This window comes from Candidatus Delongbacteria bacterium (assembly GCA_041675285.1).
Lineage (GTDB): Bacteria > CAIWAD01 > CAIWAD01 > CAIWAD01 > CAIWAD01 > CAIWAD01.
Genome location: JBAYTZ010000007.1, coordinates 1 through 20,028, shown reverse-complemented (window position 1 = coordinate 20,028; position 20,028 = coordinate 1). Strand labels below are relative to the sequence as shown.

20 protein-coding genes are annotated in these 20,028 nt (G+C 68.7%); 1 reads left to right on the top strand and 19 read right to left on the bottom strand.

Annotated elements, in window-relative coordinates; translation table 11 throughout:
• Positions 1 to 401: 401 nt before the first annotated feature.
• The 11 genes from WC326_08640 to WC326_08590 all read right to left on the bottom strand — a co-directional run bounded on the left by WC326_08640 (position 402) and on the right by WC326_08590 (position 12,361).
• Positions 402 to 1,625, bottom strand: a complete 1,224-nt coding sequence (locus tag WC326_08640) for an FAD-dependent oxidoreductase (GenBank protein ID MFA7331126.1) — start codon at positions 1,623 to 1,625, stop codon at positions 402 to 404.
• Positions 1,622 to 3,829: a hypothetical protein gene (locus WC326_08635; protein MFA7331125.1), complete on the bottom strand. Its 2,208-nt coding sequence runs from the start codon at positions 3,827 to 3,829 to the stop codon at positions 1,622 to 1,624. Before WC326_08635 ends, WC326_08640 begins: the two co-directional genes overlap by 4 nt.
• On the bottom strand, positions 3,826 to 5,109 hold the full coding sequence (locus WC326_08630; protein ID MFA7331124.1) for a BamA/TamA family outer membrane protein: 1,284 nt from the start codon (positions 5,107 to 5,109) through the stop codon (positions 3,826 to 3,828). The genes WC326_08635 and WC326_08630 overlap by 4 nt, the downstream gene beginning before the upstream one ends.
• A 1-nt stretch (position 5,110) precedes the next feature.
• The gene (locus WC326_08625; GenBank protein MFA7331123.1) at positions 5,111 to 5,923 is read right to left on the bottom strand and encodes a purine-nucleoside phosphorylase; all 813 of its coding nucleotides are present in this window, start codon (positions 5,921 to 5,923) and stop codon (positions 5,111 to 5,113) included.
• A gap of 94 nt (positions 5,924 to 6,017) precedes the next feature.
• Positions 6,018 to 7,319: a nucleoside transporter C-terminal domain-containing protein gene (locus tag WC326_08620; protein MFA7331122.1), complete on the bottom strand. Its 1,302-nt coding sequence runs from the start codon at positions 7,317 to 7,319 to the stop codon at positions 6,018 to 6,020.
• A 30-nt stretch (positions 7,320 to 7,349) separates the two neighbouring features.
• A complete protein-coding gene (locus WC326_08615) occupies positions 7,350 to 7,949 on the bottom strand; it encodes a thymidine kinase (GenBank protein ID MFA7331121.1) in 600 nt (199 codons plus the stop codon).
• A gap of 85 nt (positions 7,950 to 8,034) precedes the next feature.
• Positions 8,035 to 8,661, bottom strand: a complete 627-nt coding sequence (udk, locus tag WC326_08610) for a uridine kinase (GenBank protein MFA7331120.1) — start codon at positions 8,659 to 8,661, stop codon at positions 8,035 to 8,037.
• Positions 8,658 to 9,062, bottom strand: coding sequence for a cytidine deaminase (gene cdd, locus WC326_08605; protein ID MFA7331119.1), 405 nt, complete (start codon positions 9,060 to 9,062; stop codon positions 8,658 to 8,660). The genes udk and cdd overlap by 4 nt, the downstream gene beginning before the upstream one ends.
• Positions 9,063 to 9,131: 69 nt before the next feature.
• Complete coding sequence (amrA, locus tag WC326_08600) at positions 9,132 to 9,713, bottom strand: AmmeMemoRadiSam system protein A (protein ID MFA7331118.1); 582 nt, start codon at positions 9,711 to 9,713, stop codon at positions 9,132 to 9,134.
• A gap of 46 nt (positions 9,714 to 9,759) precedes the next feature.
• Complete coding sequence (locus tag WC326_08595) at positions 9,760 to 10,869, bottom strand: aminotransferase class V-fold PLP-dependent enzyme (protein ID MFA7331117.1); 1,110 nt, start codon at positions 10,867 to 10,869, stop codon at positions 9,760 to 9,762.
• Positions 10,856 to 12,361 (bottom strand): bifunctional UDP-sugar hydrolase/5'-nucleotidase, encoded by a 1,506-nt coding sequence (locus WC326_08590; protein MFA7331116.1) that lies wholly within the window; start codon positions 12,359 to 12,361, stop codon positions 10,856 to 10,858. The genes WC326_08595 and WC326_08590 overlap by 14 nt, the downstream gene beginning before the upstream one ends.
• 968 nt (positions 12,362 to 13,329) lie before the next feature.
• Between WC326_08590 and WC326_08585 the strand changes: the two genes are divergently transcribed.
• Positions 13,330 to 13,545: a hypothetical protein gene (locus WC326_08585; protein ID MFA7331115.1), complete on the top strand. Its 216-nt coding sequence runs from the start codon at positions 13,330 to 13,332 to the stop codon at positions 13,543 to 13,545.
• Between the two features lie 7 nt (positions 13,546 to 13,552).
• On the opposite strand, the gene WC326_08580 is transcribed toward WC326_08585, so the two are convergent.
• From WC326_08580 to WC326_08545, 8 genes are all read right to left on the bottom strand, one after another.
• Positions 13,553 to 14,098, bottom strand: coding sequence for a transglycosylase SLT domain-containing protein (locus WC326_08580; GenBank protein MFA7331114.1), 546 nt, complete (start codon positions 14,096 to 14,098; stop codon positions 13,553 to 13,555).
• 32 nt (positions 14,099 to 14,130) lie between these two features.
• Positions 14,131 to 14,346, bottom strand: a complete 216-nt coding sequence (locus WC326_08575) for a hypothetical protein (protein MFA7331113.1) — start codon at positions 14,344 to 14,346, stop codon at positions 14,131 to 14,133.
• A 12-nt stretch (positions 14,347 to 14,358) separates the two neighbouring features.
• Complete coding sequence (locus tag WC326_08570) at positions 14,359 to 15,108, bottom strand: hypothetical protein (protein ID MFA7331112.1); 750 nt, start codon at positions 15,106 to 15,108, stop codon at positions 14,359 to 14,361.
• A complete protein-coding gene (locus tag WC326_08565) occupies positions 15,105 to 15,545 on the bottom strand; it encodes a hypothetical protein (GenBank protein ID MFA7331111.1) in 441 nt (146 codons plus the stop codon). Before WC326_08565 ends, WC326_08570 begins: the two co-directional genes overlap by 4 nt.
• A gap of 15 nt (positions 15,546 to 15,560) precedes the next feature.
• Positions 15,561 to 16,583, bottom strand: coding sequence for a hypothetical protein (locus tag WC326_08560; GenBank protein MFA7331110.1), 1,023 nt, complete (start codon positions 16,581 to 16,583; stop codon positions 15,561 to 15,563).
• Complete coding sequence (locus WC326_08555; protein ID MFA7331109.1) at positions 16,583 to 19,210, bottom strand: hypothetical protein; 2,628 nt, start codon at positions 19,208 to 19,210, stop codon at positions 16,583 to 16,585. The genes WC326_08560 and WC326_08555 overlap by 1 nt, the downstream gene beginning before the upstream one ends.
• 8 nt (positions 19,211 to 19,218) lie before the next feature.
• Positions 19,219 to 19,836, bottom strand: a complete 618-nt coding sequence (locus tag WC326_08550; protein ID MFA7331108.1) for a fibronectin type III domain-containing protein — start codon at positions 19,834 to 19,836, stop codon at positions 19,219 to 19,221.
• The coding region (locus WC326_08545; GenBank protein MFA7331107.1) for a hypothetical protein at positions 19,836 to 20,028 on the bottom strand (193 nt) is incomplete at its 5' end. The genes WC326_08545 and WC326_08550, both read right to left, overlap by 1 nt.

Genomic DNA, 20,028 nt, shown 5'->3' with positions numbered 1-20,028 from the left:
AAGCCCACAGGGCTGAACCAGAACCAGGTGGTGACGCCGTCAGGCGGAACCAACTACACGGTTTCAGGAAGGCCAATCGCCGGCCAGCGGAAGGCCACCGCGAGGTGGCCTGACTCTGGCCGCTGAGAAAAAGCGCCTCTTTGGCTCCACCTTTCTGGCGCAAGCAGAAAGGTGGAAAACATGGCGCCCCAGCCCCCGCCAGGATGACTGATCAGGGTTGGGATCCCCCGGTCAAGCCGGGGGATGACAGGCGTTGGGCCACCATACCGGCGCTAGCAGAAAGGTGGAAAACATGGCACCCCAGCCCCCGCCTGGATGACTGATCAGGGTTGGGATCCCCCGGTCAAGCCGGGGGATGACAGGCGTTGGGCCACCATACCGGCGCCAGCAGAAAGGTGGACTCAGGCCCGTCGCGGCCGGAACCAGCGCAGATTTTCGCAGAGGCGGCCCTGGACGATTTCTTCTGCCAGCCCCTGGGCGCAGCGCCACGCCAGGCCGAAACCGTGCCCCGTGAAGCCCGCCGCCAGGTACTGGCCCTGGCGACCCGGCACCTCGCCCACCCAGGGCAGGCCGTCCCGGGAGAAGCCCATCACGCCGGTCCAGGCGCAGCGGATGGCCGCGCCCTCGAGCTTGGGGAAGTGGCCTTGCAGGAAGGTGGAGAGCCCGGCGTGGATCTCCGGGTTGAGCGTCTCCGTCAGGACGCCGATCTCCTGCTCCTGCTGGGACCAGCGCCAGCCGCCCAGCACCACTTCGCCGTTGGGGGCCTGGCGCCAGTACTCGTAGCCGTAGTTGGCGGCCATGGCCATGGGAATCACCTTGTGCAGGCGCTCCGTGGCCAGCATCTGGCCGCGCACGGGGCTGATCAGGTCCGTGAAGGCGGGCAGCAGCTGGAAGGTCCAGGCGTTGGTGCAATGGATCACCACCGTGGCGCGCAGCCGGCGGGCGCCCTCCGGCGTGCGCAGCTCCAGGCGCCAGCCCGCGGGGTCGCTCTCCACCGCCAGAACCTCCGTGCGCGAGGCCAAGCGGCCGCCGGCGGCGCGCAACTCGTCCGCCAGGGCCCAGACCACGCGGGCGGGCTGCACCTGTCCGTCGTCCGGCGAGTAGCGCGCCCCCAGGAAGGGACTGCGCCCCGTGCGCTTCACCAGCTGCTCGGCGCTCCAGAACTCGCTCTCGAACCCGTCCTCGCGCAGCAACTGGGCGGTCTGCTCCAGCTCGCGACGCTCGTGCTCGGTGGTGGCGCAGGCCAGGTAGCCGCAGCGCTGGTAGCCCGTCTCCACGGGCAGCGAGAGCAGGTGGGCGGAGAAGTCCTGCTGGTTGGCCACGGTGAAGGCCCAGATCTCCCGGGCCTTCTCGCGCCCCAGCAAATCCACGGCGCGGTTGTAGTACTCGGAGGTCCCGGCCAGCAGATGGCCGGCGTTGCGGCCGGAGGCCCCCGCCGCGGGATGCTCGCGCTCCAGCACGCAGACCTCCACCCCCAGCCGCCGCAGGTGCAGGGCCACGGAAAGTCCGGCCAGGCCGGCGCCCACCACCACGGCCTCCACGGCCTCGGGCAGCGGATCCCGGATCTCTGCGGGCCGGTCCTCCAGCCAGAGGACGCGCGTGGGGGGGAGCGCCGTCGTCGTCAATAGACCACTCCCTGCAACAGCCGGGTCAGGCTGGCCGGCCGGTTGGTGGAATCCGCCGTGAAGGCCCGTGGGCGCCAGGTGAATCTGAGGCTGTCCAGCCCGTCCTGGGTGTCCGACAAGGGCCGGCCCCAGGTGAAGAGCAGGGCCAGGCTACGCAGGATCTCCGTGTCCAGCGCCCCGCCGGTTTCCGCGCGGACCTGGGCGTTGAAGGAGCGAGGCCGGCCGTCGTGACGCAGCACCAGGTCCAGCTCCAGTTCCGGCCAGCCCGCCGCATCGGCCTTCTGGAAATCGTTGAGCAGCCACTCCAGCTGCGCCAGGCCGGGCTCGTAGCGGGCCGAGTCCGCCACGGAGACGGCGCTCAGCACCTCGCTGAACAGCAGGCCCTCGGCCATCGCCTTGGCCGCCCGCCGGAACTGCCGGCGATCGAAACGCAGGCGCTGGGTCACCTGGAGATGGTCGCCCGGAGCGATCCGCAGACTGTCGGGCAGGCGCATGCCCAGCTTGGGCAGGACCTTCAGCGCGTGGGCGCCGAAGTCGTAGCGTTCGTCGGACTCCCAAAGCACCCGCGGCTCCAGCAGGGCGCCCAACGAGTCCATCCCGTACTCCAGCGCCACGTCGCCTTCCCAGACAAAGCGCTTGGCCTTGCGCGGGAAGCCCAGCGCCTTGACCAGCGCCTTGGGCGCCAGCGGGCTGAAGGGCCGCGGCTGCCGTTTCAAGAGGCTGTCCAGCAGGTGGGTGGCCTCGCTCTCACCCTTGGCCCAGCTCAAATGGTCCGCCGGCACTCCGGCGAACACCACCGGGAAGAGCAGGCGCGACTGCACCATGCCGGATTTGCGGAAGCCCGGCGTGAAGGTCAGACCCTCCGCCAGCCGGCGGGCCTGCTCGCCCAGACCCAGCTCGGGGGGCCACTCGTCCAGCACCAGCACGCTGTCCAGCGTGCCGCGGGCATCCACGTCCAGGGCCAGCATCACGCGCCCCGGAGCGCCCAGCCAGCGCATGTGGTTGAGGGAGCGCTCCAGCTGCCGCAAGCGCGTGGGCGGCGTGGTGCAGCGCGTGTCCGTGTCCAGCACATTCTGGAAATAGCGCGCGCCGTCCAGCGCCACTTCGGCGGTCGCGACGGAGTCCGCCCGCGCGGTCTCGCCCTCGCCCAGCCGGGTCTCCTCCACGGCGGCGGGCTGGGAGATGGAGAGGGAATGCTGCAGCAGGCGCGCCCCCGTCCCGCCCGGCTGCCACTGGGCCAGCGTGTTCCAGGCGCCGCTGAGCAGCAATCCGCCCTTCCAGGGCAGCATCCCGGAGACCACCGTGGGCAGCGGCAGGCGTTGCTCCAGCCACTGACCCGTGGCCAGGTCCAGCAGGGCCAGCCGACCGCCCTCTCCGCCCACGGCCCAGCCGCCGGGTGCGGGCGAGAGGTGCCGGGCCACGCCCACGGGCGCCACACCCAATTCGCGGCGGCCCCCCGGTCCCCGCACGTGCAGGGCGCCGGAGCGTTCCAGCACCATCAGCGAGCCGTCCGGCAGCTCGGCCAGATCCACCACGGCGCCGGTGCAACCTTCTGCCGCGCTCCAGTCCAGGCCAAGATTGCTGCTGCGGTAGAGGCGTCCGCCCGCGCCCCCCGCCCACCAGACGCTGTCCTGGCAGAGCACGGCGTGGAAGCGCATGGGCAGCGGGGCCGACAGGGTGTCCCAATTCACGCCGCCGTCCAGGGAGCGGGCCAGCAGGCCCTCGTCCCCGCCCAGCAGGCCCAGCCGGTCGTTGAAATCGAGATCGCGCACGGCGCGCTGGCCGGGCAGCTGGGCGCGTGTGACACGGCCGCCCGCCACGCGCAGGACGCGGGCGCTGTCTCCGGCGCAGACCAGGGCCTCGTCCCACCAGACGGCGCAATGCAGGGCCGCCCGGCCGGGTTGGGCCACGCGCCGCAGCAGGCTGTCCGACGGCCCGCGGGCGATGAAGCCCGAGTCGCCCACCGCCCACAATTCCTTGCCGGAATTCACCAAGGTGGAAATGAAGAGCCCGCCCGGCGCCGGCCGGCGGGTCAAGGGCAGGAAGGGATCCACCTGGGCGCTGTCCCGGGCCAGCGTGTCCTTGGGGGCGGCCAGGGAGCGCCCCGGCTGCGGTCCCGCCAGACTGGTCGCGCCCTGGATCAACAGCCAGAGGAGGATCAATCCCGCCCAGACGGGCAGGCGATGGGTGGCAAGTCGATTCAAAAGGAATGCCCCTGTCCGATCTGGATCATGGCTCCATGCGTGGGCGACCAGGCCAGGTCCACCCGTCCCACCTCCACGAACGGCGCGTAGAGGCGCAGACCCACGCCCGCGCCCCCCGCCGCCAGCCGCCGGCCCTGGAACACGTCGCTCCAGACCAGGCCCCCGTCCAGGAAGGCCACGGCGCCCAGCCCGAAGTCCACGTGCTGGAAGAAGACCTGCCTGGGCAGAAGGGTCATCCGCAACTCGGCGCTGCCGTGCCACAGGCTCCAGCCCGGCCACTGGTCCACGCCGCCGGCCCGCACTCGGCCCCGCTGGCCAAGATAGTGCTTCATGTAGTCCGCGCGCCGCCCCGTCAGCAGGTCGGCCGCGCTGTGCAGGCCCAGCACCAGGTTGTCGCCCAGGGGCTGGAACCGGCTCAGGGACAGCCCGGCGGCCAGTCCCGCCGGCATCTCAGACCCCCCCAGCCCGAAGGCGCTCAGCCCCGCGCTCTGCACCGAGCCCGTGCGCGGACTGGCGTGGTAGTCCGTGGTGTTGCGCTCCACGACCAGTCCCAGCCCGCCGAACACGTCCACGCCCAGCGGATTGCTGGTGGCCGGCTGCGCCAGCGGCCGGCGGTCGTGCACGGTGACCTCCTGCCAGGAGGGATGGACCCCCAACAGCGTCTCCCGGTCGAAGTAGTGCTGCCAGCCCAGCCGCACTTCCTTGTTGACCTTGCGGTAGTCGCCGTCCGCCGAGTCGCTGCGGCGCCGGTTGACGTAGAGCGAGACCGGCTGGCGTCGTCCCAGGAACCAGGGTTCCTGCAGGTAGAAAGAATAGCTGAGGTGTTCGCCGAACTCGGCCTGCAGGTCCAGCCGGCGCCCCATCCCGCCCTGGTTGCGGTTCATCAGGGCGAAGCCGTAGACCCAGCCCAGCCGATCGGTGGGCGTCAGGATGGGATAGGCCAGCCAGCTCGGCCGCTCGCTGACCGCGTAGACGATGTCCACCGCCTCTTCGCTGCTGTCCGGGTTGACCGAGACCACCAGCCGCGCGAACAGGTTGGTGTTCTTGACGGCGCGCGCGTCCTCCTGCAGCAGCCGGTCGCTGTAGCCCACGCCGGGCCGCAGCTCCAGCTCGCGCAGGATGACGCTGGAGTCCGTGTGCATGAGGCCCGTGCAGTGCAGGCTGCGCACGCGCCATTCGGTCCAGTCGCCCGGAGCCGGCCCCGCACTCTCGTCGGGCTCCTCCTGGGCCAGGGCGGCCAGGCAGGCCAGCAGCAAGGCGGGGAGCCAGCGCGCGCTCATCTCAGATCCTGGCTAGCAGCGCGGACAAGAGGGCGGAGAAGCGCTCGCGGGCCTGCTCGGCCACGTCCGTGACCTCGGCGTGGTTCAGCGTCCCGGCGCCCAGTCCGGCGGCGTAGTTGGTCACGCAGCTGATGGCGGCCATGGGCAGGCCCAGGTGGCGGGCCGCGATGGCCTCGGGGATGGTGCTCATGCCCACGACGTCGGCCTCCAGCCGCGCCAGCATGCGGATCTCCGCCGGCGTCTCGTAGCTGGGGCCCAGCAGCCCGGCCATCACGCCGCACTTCAGGTCCAGGCCCAGTTCCCGGGCGGTCTCGCGCGCGCACTGGTTCAGCCCCGGGTCGTAGGCCGCGCTCATGTCGGGGAAGCGCGGACCCAGGGCATCGTCGTTGGGGCCGCGCAGGGGATTGCGAAACATCAGGTTGAGCTGGTCTGTCAGCAGCACGAGGTCCCCCGGCCGCAACAGCCGGTTGACGCAGCCCACGGCGTTGGTGGTGACCAGGGCCTTCACGCCCAGCGCGGCGAACAGGCGGATGGGAAAGACCACCTGCTCCTGGCTGTAGCCTTCGTAGGCGTGGACGCGTCCTTTCAGCGCCAGCACGGGCGTGCCGTCCAGCCGCCCGGCCACCAGCCGGCCCGCGTGGCCGGGCACGGTGGAGACCGGGAAGTGCGGAATCGCCGCCGTGGACAGTTCCCGGGCCCCGTCCATGTGGTCCACCAGGACGCCCAGCCCGCTGCCCAGCACCACGGCGCGCGGCGGGATCTCGCCCAGCTCTTGTCTCACGAACGCGGCGGCCTGCCGGATCTGCTCATGCATGGATATGCCGATCCTTCGCTGTCATCCCGGCGGAGGCCGGGATCCGTGATTGCCAACATCCAGCCGACTCCGCAGCGTCCGATCCGACGGGAACTCAGATCATCATGCCGGCGATGCAGGCCGTGATCCAGGAGGCGATGGCGCCACCGAACATCGCCTTCAGCCCCAGCCGAGCCAAGTCCCCGCGCCGCTCGGGCGCCAGCGCCCCGATCCCGCCGATCTGGATTCCGATGCTGCTGAAATTGGCGAAGCCGCACATGGCGTAGGTGGCGATCACCTGCGCGCGCGGCGTGATGCTCTGGGTCTGGATCAACTCCGCCAGGGTGGAGTAGCCCACGAATTCGTTGATGCTGAGCTTGATGCCCAGCAGGTTGCCCACGGCCCCGGCGTCCTGCCAGGGCACGCCCATCAGGAAGGCCAGCGGCGCGAGCAGCGTGCCGAAGAAGGTGCGCAGGCTGCCCGGGAACCAGCCGGCGAACTCGCCCGAGGGCAGCGCCGCGCCACCCAGCAGCCGCCCGTCGATCAGCGCGTCCGCGCCGCCCAGCATCCAGTCCACCAGCGCGATCAGCGAGATGAAGGCGATGAGCATGGCGGCCACGTTGGCGGCCAGTTTCAGTCCGTCGGTGGTGCCGCGAGCGGCGGCGTCCACCACGTTGTCGCCCACGTTGATGACGGGCAGTTCCGTCCTGCCCGCGGTCTGGGAGACGCCGGTCTCCGGCTGGATGATCTTCCCCACCACCAGGGCCGCCGGACAGCTCAGCACGCTGGCCACGATCAGGTGCCCGGCGTTGACGCCCATGGCGATGTAGCCGGCCATCACGCCGCCGGCGATGGTGGCGAAGCCGCCCACCATCACGGTCAGCAGCTCGGAGTTGGTCATGCCCGCGAGGAAAGGTTTGATCAGCAGCGGGGCCTCGGTCTGGCCCACGAAGATGTTGGCCGTGCAGCTCAGGGTCTCCGAGCCGCTGGTGCCCATCACCTTCTGCACGGCGCGGGCCATGCCCTTGATGATGACCTGCATGATGCCCAGGTAATACATAATGGACATCACGGCCGAGAAGAAGATGATCGTGGGCAGGACCTTGAAGGCGAACTGGAAGCCGAAGCCCGGCCAGAAACCCCCGCCGGGAAAGAAGTGCTCGGGCCGGGTGAGGTTGCCGAACAGGAACTCGGCGCCCTTGTCGGACAGCGCCAGGAACGAGGCGACGCCGTCGGAGAACCACTGGAAACCCGCCCGCCCGGGAGCCCAGGCCAGCAGCAGGCCGCCCAGCGCCAGCTGCAGCAGCATGCCATAGAGAATCGGTTTCGCCTTCACGTGCTTGCGGTCGTTGGACATCAGCCAGGCGATGCCGAGCAGGGCGAAGATGCCCGCGAAGCTCATCAGACGTTCCAGCATGGACGCTCCTTGTTCCGCTCCGCCAGTGGATCAGTCCAGTTCCGGACTGTGGTCGAACAACCGCAGCTGCTCCTCGCTGGGCACCTGGAAACAGTGCCGGCAGCGGGCCTCGTAGACGTCCCCCGCGCCCAGCAGCACCTGCTCGCGGGCCAGGGTCTTGCGCTGGGAGAAGTTGGCCGGGTTGCCGCAGACCACGCAGATGGCGTGCTGCTTGGTGACGAACTCCGCCACGGCCATCAGCCGCGGCATCAGGCCGAAGGGTTCGCCGCGCCAGTCCTTGTCCAGCCCGGCCGCCACCACGCGCCGGCCGGCCCGGGCCAGCTCCTCGCAGACGGGCACCAGCTCGTCGTCGAAGAACTGGGCCTCGTCCACGCCGATCACCTCGGCGTCGCCGGCCAGCTCGGGAATCTGCCGGGCCCGCGCGACCACCAGGCTGCCCAGGCTCTGCTCGTTGTGGCTGACGATGCCCGTGCTCGAGTAGCGCGTGTCCAGCTCGGGCTTGAAGATCTGCACGCTCTTGCGGGCGATGCGCGCCAGGCGCAGCCGGCGGATCAGCTCCTCGGTCTTGCCGCTGTACATGCTGCCGCAGATCACTTCGATCCAGCCGCTGCCGGGCCTCATGAATAGCATGCCGTCCCTCTCCCGCATCGATTCTGTTGACCTGTTCCGGCCGCCCGGGCGCTGGCACGTCCGCCAGGGGCCGGCGCGCGCGGCGTCAATCCTTGAGCAGGCTGGCGATCTTGGTCTGCAGCAGGTCGATGGCCACCAGGTTCTGGCCACCCTGGGGGATGATGATGTCGGCGAAGCGCTTGGTGGGCTCCGCGAACTGCAGGTGCATGGGCGCCACCACGGTCTCGTACTGCTCGATGACCCCGTCCAGCGAGCGTCCGCGCTCCTTCACGTCCCGCCGCAGGCGCCGGATGAAGCGCACGTCGGCGTCCGTGTCCACGAAGACCTTGATGTCCATCTTGCGGCGCAGCACGGGATCGTGCAGCACCAGGATGCCCTCGAGGATCACGCAGAGGTGGTTCTCCACCCGGATGGAGCGCTCCCGGCAGCGGGCGTGCTGCACGTAGTCGTAGACCGGCATGTCCACGCCGTCGCCCTTGAGCAGCTTGCGCACGTGGTCCAGCAGCAGGTCGTGGTCGAAGGCGTCGGGGTGGTCGTAATTGACCTTGGCGCGCTCCTCGAAGGGCAGCTCCCAGTTGGCCTTGTAGTAGCTGTCCTGCTCCATCACAGCCACTCGGTCGCTGCCCAGCCGCTCCACCAGGGTCCGGGCCACCAGGGTCTTGCCCGAGCCCGTGCCGCCGGCGATGCCGATGAGGATGGGGCGCCGCTTCATGGGCGGGCCAGGAACTGCTGGTCGAAACCGTAGGGATAGAGGTCGGCGAAGGGCAGATCCAGGCGTTCCTGGGCGTTGGCCATCAGCACGCGGACGCGGGGCGCGTAGTCTGCCAGCAGCTGGCGGCAGGCCCCGCAGGGCGGGCAGACCTGGGGCGCGTCCGTCACCACGGCGATGCGCGTGAACTCCGCGGCTCCCTCGGAGAGCGCCTTGAAGAGCGCCACGCGCTCGGCGCAACAGGACAGGCCGTAGGAACTGGATTCCACGTTGCAGCCGCTGAAGACACGACCGTCGGCGGCCTCCAGGGCCGCCCCCACCGCGAATCCGCTGTAGCCGCAGCGGGCGGCCTTGCGGGCCTCCCAGGCCTTGCCCAGCAGATCCTCGTCCGTGATTCCGCTCATGCCGCGCACCTCCTGCCGCTGTCCCTCCTGCCCATCCGCCGCCAAGGTAGCAAAGCAGGCGTCCCAGCCTCAGTGCCCGGGCGGGGGAGGCGCGGAGTCCTCGCGCAGCACCTGGGCTTCGAAGACCTCCAGGCGACAGTCCTCCCGGCGCCAGGCGTCCGCCGCCAGCCCGGCCTTGCGGGCCAGCTGGGTGAGGGTCTCCTCCAGCGTCCAGCCCTGTTCCGGAGCCACCTGGGGCAGGAAGACCGCCCGCCGGCCGCGCGCCGCCAGGATCACGCCGTGCCGACCCAGCTGGATCTCCTCCGGTCCCGCCACCGGCCGGGCGGGCTCCAGCACGGTGATCTCCACCGCGCACTGGGCCAGCTCCTCCAGGCGCAGGGCGGGAAAGCGCGGATCGTCGAAGGCCGCGTTGCGCGCCACGTGGCGCAGCACGGCCTTGAGCGGTTGGTCGGCCTCCAGCCAGCCCATGCAGCCGCGCAGATGACCCGCCTTGTGCAGGCTGACGAAGGCCCCAGCCAGCCGCTCCAGTTCCGGCCCGGCGGGCAGCTCCGGCTCCGGCCGCTGCTCCAGGTCGGCCAGGAGCAGCTCGCGCACGTAGCGCAGCGCGGCCGCGCCAGTGTCCGGCGCGAGGCCGTGCGTCGTGTCCTTCATTCTTCCTCCCGGCGCGCCACGGGCCCGCACCATGCGTTCATCGGACTCAAGCGAGCACGATCCGGTCGATGGCCGCGCAGACCGTGGCCAGCTCCTCCCGTTCGTGGACGGGGAAGTGCGCCAGCCGCAGCGAGGTCCCGCGCCAGTCGCCGTAGCCGCCACCCACCACGATGCCCTGCGCGCGCAACGCCTGCTGCAGGGTCGTCAGCTCGCCGCCGTCCCGCCGCCGCAGGGCCGTGACCGTCAGCGAGCGCGCCGCGGGATCCGTCACCGCCGCCACCAGCGCGGGATGGGATTCCAGCCAGTCCAGACAGGCCGCGCGCAGGTCGCGCACGTGGGCCTCCACCGCCGCGGGGCCGCGCTCCGTCAGCCAGGCCGCGGCCTCGGACAGGAGGTGCAGGCCCAGGCTGTTGGGCGTGCAGGGGGATTGCCGCCGGGCGGCGTTGTCCGCCAGCCGCGCGAAGGAGAACCAGGCCCCCGTGTCCCGGCCCTCCGCCTCCAGCTCGCGCGCCCGGGCCACGGCCCGCGGGCCCGCCAGGATTACGGCCAAGCCCGGCGGACAGCCGAAGGCCTTCTGCACGCTGAAGAACCACAGGTCGCCTTGCTGCCAGGGCAGGCGCTGGGCGCCCGCGCTGGAGACGCAGTCCACCAGCCGCAGGGGATCGCCGGGCCGCGGCGCGGGCCAGCGCTCCAGCGGCAGGGCCGTGCCCGTCGCCGTCTCGTTGTGGCAGAGCAGCCAGGCCTCGCCGGACCGCCAGGCCGGATCCTCCGGCGGGGCGGTGGGGGCCGTGCCGGGCGCGCTCCGTGACACGCAGACCCGGCGGCCGGTCAACTCGGCCACCTGGGCGAAGCGCCCGCCGAAAGCGCCGGCCACCAGGGCCGAGCACGAATCGCGCACCAGATTGCGCACGCATAGTTCCATGGCGTAGCTGGCCGAGGAGACGAACCAGACCTGAAAGTCCGCCGGCAGCTCCAGGCAGGCCCGCAGGCGCTCCACCAGCCGCCCGGTGAGTGCGCCCAGTTCGGGCGAACGGTGATGCAGGCCGCCCAGGCCGGACTCCAGGAAGTTGGCGGCGGCCCGGGGCATCAGGGGCAGCAGGCGCGAGGGTCCCGGCGCCAGATTGAAGCGGATGCCCGGGTCCTCAGGGGGTGTCATGGCTGCGGCCCGGCCCCCAGCGGCCGTCGGTCAGGGGCTGGATCTGCTGTTCGGCCCGGGCCCGGGCGATCAGCATGTCCCGGTCGATCACGCCCGTGCGCCGGGGCCGGATCAGGCTGTCCGCGGGCTGGCGGAACTGGTTCCAGAGGAAGTCGCTGAGCGCCACACTGTAGGTCTTGTCGGTGGCCAGGGGCTGCGAGCCCACCAGGATGCTGCCCACACCGCCCTGTTCGTCCACTCCCACCCGCAACCCGTCGAAGTGCAGGTGCAGGGAGCCGCGGGCCACCTCGTCCACGAAGAGCTTGCGCAGCTGTCCGCCGCTCATGGGCGCCACCAGGATCTCGTTGCCGAAGGGCGAGATCTCCCAGAAGTCCCGCACCCGGAGCGGCCCGGCGACCATGCCCTTGCGGATCCCGCCGCTGTTCCAGAGCCCGATCTGCGCGCCGCTCTCCTGGCGGATGGCCGCGCAGAGCCAGTTGCCCAGCGCCGATTCGTTGTGCGCGTCCGCCGGCCAGTCCCCCAGCAGGGTGGCCACCTGGCCGCCCAGCTGCTCGTTGACCTGCCGCTCGTGGCCCTCCACCACGGCGGCCACGTCCGCGGCAGGCCCGGCGGCGCCCTCCAGCACGGGCACCAGACGGCCCGAACAGCGCTGCACGCCCTTGCCCGGCTTGACCCAGAGGGTGTCCACGCCCAGATAGCGGCCCTTGTCGCCGGCCTGGACGATCCAGGTTCCGCCCACCTTGACGGGCTGGGCCAGCGCCGTGTGGCTGTGTCCGCCCACGATCAGGTCGATCCCGGGCACGGCCAGGGCCAGCAGGCTGTCGGCTTCGAAGCCGTTGTGGGACAGCAGGATTTTCACATCGGCCGTCACGCGGGTCAGCCACTTGCGGGTCACGGCCTGGCTGGAATCCACCTTGAAGCCGCTGGTCAGGCGCGGGTCGCAGACCCGGTGGAGCTGGTCCGTGTTCAGGCCCAGCACGGCCACCTGCAGGCCGTTGCGGTTGATCAACAGATCCGACGGGCAGTAGGGCTGGGCGTGTCCGACCATCCGCACGTTGCCCTGCAGATAGGGAAAGGTGGCGTTGCTCAAGGCCTTGCGCTGGGCCTCCATGCCGTAGTCGAATTCGTGGTTGCCCAGTTCGAAGGCATCCGGGGCCAGCAGGTTGAGCACTTCCACACAGGCCCGGCCCTCGGTCAGCGTGCTGATGGGCGTGCCCTGGAAGATGTCGCCCGCATCCAGGTAGAGCACCTGGCCCGGATTGTCCGCCCGGAACTGGCGCACCAGGCCGGCCAGGACGGGCGCGCCCCCGAAGCGGGCGGGCTCGCCGCCTTCCAACTGCCCGTCATAGGCGGCAAACCAGGAGTGGATATCATTGGTGTGTAGAATGATCAGCGTCTTTTCCCGGGATCCGCACCCGAAGGGCAGACTGGCCAGGGCCAGAACGAGCAGGGTCCAGCGGAGCATCCGCGGGCGGCGAACGAAGGGGATCATGGGGCGGCCTTTGCTTTGGCGATGATGGCTGACGGGCCGAAGGTAAAAAAGGGGCGCCAGCCCATCGGCAGCCCCGGACGCCGGCCGGACCGGGCCGCGGATCCACCGGGCCGCCCGGAAGCGAATCCGCGTCCAAAAAAGTTGTCGCCGGTTGGAACCTCGACCCGCTCCGCGGGTATAAGGGGCCCTGACTTCGAAACCGGCCCCGCGGCTGGCGGGGTCAGCCTCCTTCACCAACCTCCAATGCCGCGCTCAGCGGTCTTTCCTGATCCAGTGACAAGCAGAGGAAGCCTAAGGCTTCCTCTGTTTTTCTCCCGGAAGCTCCCGTAAGTGCGCTGTGACAAAGACTTACGAGATGGTCAGGTGTTGGGAAACTCCCGGCGGTGATGGCCCTGTCACGGAAAATCATTTGACCGGCATGTGACCGAAATGTCCAGAGAGCGCCGAAGAGGAGGATGAGATCAATAAAATGGCCCCCAGGCGGGGGGCCATCGATCAGCAATTTGATCTCGTGAATCGTCCCACGGTTGTCGCCTCCGGGAACCTCGGAACCAATGGTAACGGGGCGGTGGGACATTTCAAACGACACCCGGCATGAATGCTAGGGCGGGTGGCTGAGCCCCAGATGCAATCGCCGGATCCGCAACTCGTAGCCTCGGTCTCTTTTGCCGGGCAACCAAACGCAGCCGACGCCTGATGCCGGATGAGCTGCCGGCCTTCTTCCGCGCCGTTGAGGAGGAACCGAACCGGGCATGGGTGCGTTTGATGGACAAAGGGCTCCGCCGAAAGGCGGGACCCTTTTTCGTTATCGGTCTCCTCCCCGTCTCCTTGGCTCGGCACCCGTCTCTTTCCAAAGGAGACAGGACCATGGATCCCCAAGATTGCCACAGTCCACCTTGATCCTGCAAACGAATCCCTGGCACGTCCGCATACCTGCCCGGGGCCAAAGTCTTGAAGGAGAGAGCATCATGTTGGTCACGTACAAAATGTTCTCAATTGAAGGGCACCGCGAGGTGACGCTGCCCGTCTGGGAGGCCGTGGAAGAACTCGCGCGTCTCAGCGCCTCAAGCAAGTGGGTCTACGTTGATGGCCGATTCTGGGATGGAAAGCCTGATGACTACACAGAGACAATGCTCCTAGAAGCCGAGGACATCACCGTTACCACTCAGCTTGCTGGAGGATGAACGCGGTCTATTCTGCACTTCGCAGGACCTTGAAGTAGCGACCGATCCGGACGACGTAGCTCCGCGTCTCCTCAGCGTGCCTACCTGTGACTTTGTGCAACTGGGCAGCCACCGGATCCCACTCCCTTGATTGGCCGCCCGGCACCATAGTCTGGGCCTTGATGATGTGTCCCGGGCCGGCGTTATAGCTGGCCAGGGTGAAGGCGATCTTATCCATCAGCGGGCGCGGAGCCTTCCAGATCGCCCACATGCGGGCGTCGTAGTAGATCCCCGCCTGGATACTGTCCTTCACCAGCCAGGGCGAGGTGACGCCCAGTATAGGAGCGATGCCCGCCCAGGTGCCCGGCATGATCTGCATCAGACCCTGGGCTCCGCACCAGCTTCTCGCCGTCGAATCCAGACCGCTCTCGGCGATTGCCTGGGCCTTCCACCAGCGCCAGTCGAAGTCCGCCCCGAAGTATCGCTTGGAGTATTTCCGGAAGTGGGGATCGAACCGGGTGGTCCACCCGGCCCCTGCCAGTGTCGTGCAAAGGACGACACCGAGCAGTGCCATTCTTGACCACGATGCCATAAATGGCGCTCCCATCAGTTCAATCCCGAGGACACCAACTGGGCGCAGAAGAGCAGCAGCACGCCGGCCAGGATGGCCGCGGCCACGTTGCCCTTTCGGATCTCCGGGATGAAGTCGATGCCCGGGAAGAGCCAGCAGTCGGCGGCCTTCCACAGGCCCACGGCCAGTAAAACCATCAGGGCCGTGTAGCCCAGGTTCACCGCAGCCGCGCGCACCAGTTGATCGAACATGGATCCCTCCTATCAGAATGCCCTGAACACGTAGACGCCCACGGCCCCCGCGCCAGCGGATACCGCTGTGCCCCAAGGATCCAGCCGGGCGCCGGCAATAACCCGCGGGTGGCCATCCTGCACGCCCAATCCAGCCAGCGGGTGCAAGCGCTCCCAGAAGCCAAGCTCCCGCGGCTGCACGGCTAGGGTCACGTCGGCGGTCAGCGCCGGGCTGCCCGTGCGGGTGATGGCCCGCCAGCCGTCCTCGCCCTCCACCAGGTCGATCTCTACCCGGCTCCGGTTTTGCAGCACGTCCAGCCGGACGGCCAGGCTGGGCAGCCAGTCGGGGCCTGGCTGGTCCAGGGCCACGTGCCCGGCCAGGTGCACGCCATCGAGGCTGTCCCCCTGGTCCAGAGTGAAGGGGACCTCGTAGCGCGTCAGGCCCGAGTCCGCTGGCGCGCTCCGCACCTGCTCCAGCTGCAGCTCGGCCTCCGCCAACTCCACGTCTCGCAGGTCCAGCATCATTTCCAGGGTCAACTGGGCCCGGCTGGTTGCCTTCAGCTCGCGCGTCAGTCGCCGGATGCTGGCATCCCGCTCCAGCAAAATGCCTTCCAGCCCGCGGGTGACCGTCGTCGAGTCGTCCACCTGCAGGGGGACCTCGGCCTGGACGGCCGCGCGCCTGACAGCGCCAGCGGCCTCCTGCGCCTCTTGCACCCGCCATTCCTGCCAGGCAACGATGCCCAAGAGGGCCAGGAACAGACCCAGGACCACCCGGAGCTTCATGCGGGCTCCCGCTTCATGTGCAGTCGCCGGATCTCGCCCACCTCGTCCTCCAGCCTGGAAAGGGATGCGGCCTGCGACGTTTGGGCACCGACCACCTGGGAAAGACCACCCTCGATGCGGCCCAGGGCCTGCTGGATCTTGGCCTGGGTCTCCACGTAGATGCGCAGCGTGGTCTCCGTTTCCACCTGCTTCTTGCCCAGCCCCTCCAACCGCTCGCGCTGGTCGTCACGCAGCGCTTCCATGCGCCCCTCCTGTTCCCGCCGTAGTTCGGTCAGCCGGTCGGCGTGTGTTTGCGAAAGAGTCTTCAGGTCCCGCTCGGTTCGCAGGCCCCGGTCGCTGATGGGCTTGATGACATAGGCCAGGATGATGGTCACGAGAAGGGTGACAGCGCCGAACAGCCAGCCGCCCCATGTCGCCAGTCCCGTGTCTCCCAGCATTCCGTCCTCCCTTCGTCAGGAACTGAACCCGCTCTCGATGCCTGCGCCATTGAAGGCTGTCGTCCCAGAGCGCACGTAGATCCCCCGACTGCCGCCCATCGTCACGGCGAACCACTCCCCGTCGATGACCTGGCTAACAGTGGGCATGGACGTGAAGGTCTTGAGCATGACGACGCCAGCCGCCGCGTTCAGGGTTTTGCCACTGGGTAAGGTTGCCACATTCCCGGACCCCGTCAGGATGCCGCCCGAGACCTTGGTCAGGCTGCTGACGCTGCTGGCCAGTTGCGTGGCGCCCACCGCGCCCGAGCCAATCTTGGTGGAAGTGACGGCACTGTTGGCCAGCTGCGACGTGCCCACCGCCAGGGCGCCGAGCTTGGTTTGGATGACCGCGCCGTCCTGGATGACTGCGCTCGTCACCGCATCCTTGTCGATCTCTTTGCTTGAGACCATGTCCTTCAGGGCCAGCGCACCGCGGTTCTTGATGCCCGTGGACGCCAGATCGAGCTGCCCCGTGCCATCCAGAGCGGTCTTTCTCACGCGACCGTAGGTGGAACCATCGGCAATGGCGTCCAACGTGGTTCCTTCCACGAGCAGGCTGGGCGTCCAGGCCGGCAGCCACTCGCCCGGGACTGCCTGCACGGCATCCACGTATGCAACGCCCGTGGCCATGCCCACGCCATCCGTGATGCCGAAGCGCAGGCGGATGAAGCGCGTTCCGGCTGGCATGGCGCTCTTCTTCACTTGGGCCATGTACTGTGTGAAGTCCGCACTCAGCCCCGCGTGGTCGGCCCAAACGACTTCGGATCCCAGATCCGTGCCCAGCACACTGAAGAAGTGAACCTCCGCCTTCAGACTGGCGGCGCCGGTGAAGGTCTCGCCCGACACCCAACAGGAGAGCATGAGCGAGGTGGCGAAGTGCTGCACGTCAATGGCGTTGGACCAGCCGCACCAGAAGTCGGCGCCTATGGCCTCGATGCGCATGGTGAAGCCACCCAGGAAGACGCGATTGGTGGACTGAGTGGCGCTGCCCGTGGCCATTACACCCAGACTCCTGTCTCGAAGGAGCCGTTGATCACCAAGTTGACGGTGGACAGCTCCGAGAAGACGCCGGCGTCGACCTTGTCGCGCGTGACGGCTCCGGTGGCGAGCTTGGCCGCCGTCACGGAGTCCGCGGCCAGCTGGTTTGTCCCGATGGCCCCTGCCCCCACATGGCCGGCCCCCACGGCCCCGGAAGCGAGCTTCGTGCCCGAGACCGCGCCGTCCGCTAACCGGTCGGTGGCCACGGCGCCCGGGGCGATCTTGGCTGTGGAGACAGCCCCGTCGATGAGCTGGGACTGGCCCACCGAGGCCGAGCCCATCTTGGTCTGGGAGACAGCGCCATCCGACAGCTTCGCTGTGCCCACCGCCGCATCCGCTAGGTTGCTGGAGCCCACAGCCCCCGCGCTTAGCTTGGCTCCCGTGACCGCCCCATCGGCCAGTTTGGCGCTTGTCACAGCGCTGGCGCCCAGCTCGGTGGAGCCGACCACACCTGCCGCGATCTTGCCGCTGGTGACGGCGCCCGTGGCGATCTTGGAAGCCCCCACCGATCCGTCGACGATCTTGGCCGCGGAGACGGAGCCGTCCGAGAGCTTCGTACCCGTCACCGCGCCCGTGGCCAGCTTGCCGCCCGTCACCGCCGCGTCCTGCAAAGCGCCTTCGGCCACCTTGGCGGCCCCGATGAGGCCCTGGCTTGTCACCACTGTGGACCCGTCTGCCAGATGCACCAAGGGCGTGCCGCTACCCAGGGCGACCGACCCGTCCGCCTGGCGCTGCAGGGAGTTGCCCGTCAGCTTGCCCAGCGAGGCGTTGTCCTGGGCCAGTCTTGTGTTGTCCACGGCGTTCGTGGCGATCTTGGTTGTGGAGACGGCCGCGTCGGCGAGCTTGGGCGTGGAGACAGCGCCGTTGGCGATCTTCGCGTTGGTGACCGCCGCGTTGTCCAGCTTCGTCTCGGTGACAGCCCCCGCCACCAGTTTGGCGTCCGTCACCGAGCTCGTGCCCAGCTGCGTGGTGCCGACCGCGCCCGTGCCGATCTGTGTGGAGCCCACGGCCCCCGCTGCAATCTTCCCCGAGCTGACGGCGCTATCCGCAATGGCGGCCGTGTTGACCTTGCCCGGGGCGATGTTCCCCGAAGAGTCGGTCAGCTCGATGAGCTTTCGGCCCGTTGCCACGGGCGTATTCCAATCCCCCGTGCCCTTCAGGTCGTGGATCGTGTTGGTGAGGTTGGGATCCGCCTCGCCGGAGACGACAGCCTTCTTCACCAGGGCATTGCGCCCCAGCGCCCCCACCGTGTTGCGCCGGCTGTAAAGCACGTCGAAGTGGGTCACGCTCACGGCGGGGAACGCCGAGAGCTTGATGAAGACCGTGGAGAGCGGAATGGCGCCACCGTCGTTCAGCCACCAGCCCGCACCCAGACTGGATCCTGATTGCGAATCCCCAGGGGAGATGGGCGTCGTACCGTTCTGGTTCAGGCACATGCCCGTCACACTGACCGGGTTGCCCCCCGAATCCAGCAGGTCCCCGCCCGCCGAGTTCAACAGGTCAAAGAGGCCGGCCAGGGTATCACCCGACTCGCCAATGTTGATGGCCGCGCTCGCCGCCTGGTAGCCCAAGCGGTAGGTGTAGACCCCGCCGCCAGCGCTGTGGATGCTTCCAACGGGGATGTTGCCGTCCTCATAGGGCTCGGCAATGGCACGGGTGTGCAAGGAAGCGGAATTGCGGATGACCGTGTCGATGACCGAGCCGTCCGAAGCCTTCAGGTCCGAGGTCACTTGGCCTGTGGCCGTGTTGATCAAGGTTCGGACCCCACCTGGTGCGCCGGCATCTTCCTGCACCAAGTTGCCCCTAACCCGACCGTCCGTGCGCAGGGCGGCCAGCTTGCCCTGGGAAGCCGAGTCCAACTTGGTTTCGGGCAAGAGGTTGTCGGCGATCAGGCTGGGAAGCTCAATACGCGCCAGGTTGGCATTGGGCAGTTCCCCCGTCACCTTACTGCCAAGGTGGACGGCCCCGTCCTCGATCTTGGTCGTGCTCACCGCCCCATCAGCCAGCTTAGGGTTCACCACCGCCCCGTTCTCAATGGAGCCAGGCGTAATCATGCCGTCCCGGGAGACATCTATCACCCGCTTGAAAACTTCCCCATCGGAAACCAAGTCCAGGGAGTCCTGCTCCTTCAGACCATAGGGCGTCCAGTGGGTGGGGAACACCCCCTGCTCCGCCTTGACCGCGTCCACGTAGGCTGTGCCAGACGCCAGGGCGCCGTCCCAGCCAAAGGAGAGCTTGATGAAGACCGTGCCCAGGGGCAGCTCACCAGCATCACCGAGCCTCGACATATCGAAGCTGCGCCAGTAGCGCGTGAACTGAGTCTCCCCCGACTGCGTCAGCACCGTCCAGTCGATGGGCACCATGGGCATGTGGTCTTCGTAGTAGGGCGTGATCCGTGCGTATAAGGTGCCGGCATTGCGCAGGTGCATGCGGATGTATGCCGAAATGCAGACCTTCGACAGACCACGCAGGTCGATGAAGTTGACCTTCAGCAGATCCGTCGCCACCGGCCCGCCCTGAGCCTGGATCTTCATCGAATAGCCGCCGAAGACCGAGCACTCCGTGGATCGTGTGATTGCGTTCGCCATGAATCCTCCTACCAGACTTCCGTTTCAAACGACCCGCCTCGCTGCAGGTTGACGGATCCATCTCCTGCCGGGGCGTCCCCCGTCGTCGCATTCAAGACACGGCTGGTCCCGCGGAATCGTCCTTCCACTGTCTCCTGCCGGATCCGAAAGGCGTAGCAGGTCCCGCCCTGAAGCCCAGCCGCCACCAGCCGGCGCGCCTGGCGGTCCCGGGTTTCTGCCACGTCCTCCCAGACGGGACTTCCCGTGCTTTTCGCCTGGGCCACCACTCGGTGCCCGGCGAAGCCGTCCGCCGGATGGGTCCAGGTGAGCTCCACTTCGAGCCCATCCGCCATGGCAGTGAGCAGGATGACCGGGGGCGGCACCACGTGCTCCAGCCGCCGGCGGAAGGAGGCCCGGTCCCCAACGTCGATGGAGAGCCGGGACTGGTTCACCAGGTGAAGCGGCCGAAAGAACAGGGCGTAGTTGGAGTCGCGCAGGCCGGGCAGGGACAGGACACCCGTCTGGGGCACCTTGCCCGTGCGGACCAGAAGGCCGTGCTGCCGGCCGCCCCGGTCCACCAGGAACAGATTGTCCTGGAGGACGTAGACGGCGCCGACCGGCAGGCCGCTCTGGACCAGCGTGGCCATCACGCACTCGCCTGCAGCTCTTCCAGGGTCTTGACGACCGTGGTGAACTGCTCCTGGGTGGGCGCCTCGGCCAAGAGCCGCTGGATCTGGAAGACCTGCTCTTCCAGGTCCGTGGCCATGCGGTCACGCTCCACTTCGAAACGGGATCGATCCTGACTGCGCCGGCGCGCCAGGATCTGGGCCAGGGTCTCG

Coding starts and splice junctions, on each gene's coding strand:
- WC326_08620 (MFA7331122.1), bottom strand. CDS start 7,319: ATGCTGGAACGTCTGATGAGCTTCGCGGGCATCTTCGCCCTGCTCGGC.
- WC326_08580 (MFA7331114.1), bottom strand. CDS start 14,098: ATGGCACTGCTCGGTGTCGTCCTTTGCACGACACTGGCAGGGGCCGGG.
- amrA (MFA7331118.1), bottom strand. CDS start 9,713: ATGAAGGACACGACGCACGGCCTCGCGCCGGACACTGGCGCGGCCGCG.
- WC326_08595 (MFA7331117.1), bottom strand. CDS start 10,869: ATGACACCCCCTGAGGACCCGGGCATCCGCTTCAATCTGGCGCCGGGA.
- WC326_08560 (MFA7331110.1), bottom strand. CDS start 16,583: ATGGCCACGGGCAGCGCCACTCAGTCCACCAATCGCGTCTTCCTGGGT.
- WC326_08615 (MFA7331121.1), bottom strand. CDS start 7,949: ATGCTATTCATGAGGCCCGGCAGCGGCTGGATCGAAGTGATCTGCGGC.
- WC326_08590 (MFA7331116.1), bottom strand. CDS start 12,361: ATGATCCCCTTCGTTCGCCGCCCGCGGATGCTCCGCTGGACCCTGCTC.
- WC326_08550 (MFA7331108.1), bottom strand. CDS start 19,836: ATGGCCACGCTGGTCCAGAGCGGCCTGCCGGTCGGCGCCGTCTACGTC.
- WC326_08575 (MFA7331113.1), bottom strand. CDS start 14,346: ATGTTCGATCAACTGGTGCGCGCGGCTGCGGTGAACCTGGGCTACACG.
- udk (MFA7331120.1), bottom strand. CDS start 8,661: ATGAAGCGGCGCCCCATCCTCATCGGCATCGCCGGCGGCACGGGCTCG.
- WC326_08630 (MFA7331124.1), bottom strand. CDS start 5,109: ATGAGCGCGCGCTGGCTCCCCGCCTTGCTGCTGGCCTGCCTGGCCGCC.
- WC326_08555 (MFA7331109.1), bottom strand. CDS start 19,210: ATGGCGAACGCAATCACACGATCCACGGAGTGCTCGGTCTTCGGCGGC.
- cdd (MFA7331119.1), bottom strand. CDS start 9,062: ATGAGCGGAATCACGGACGAGGATCTGCTGGGCAAGGCCTGGGAGGCC.
- WC326_08585 (MFA7331115.1), top strand. CDS start 13,330: ATGTTGGTCACGTACAAAATGTTCTCAATTGAAGGGCACCGCGAGGTG.
- WC326_08625 (MFA7331123.1), bottom strand. CDS start 5,923: ATGCATGAGCAGATCCGGCAGGCCGCCGCGTTCGTGAGACAAGAGCTG.
- WC326_08570 (MFA7331112.1), bottom strand. CDS start 15,108: ATGAAGCTCCGGGTGGTCCTGGGTCTGTTCCTGGCCCTCTTGGGCATC.
- WC326_08565 (MFA7331111.1), bottom strand. CDS start 15,545: ATGCTGGGAGACACGGGACTGGCGACATGGGGCGGCTGGCTGTTCGGC.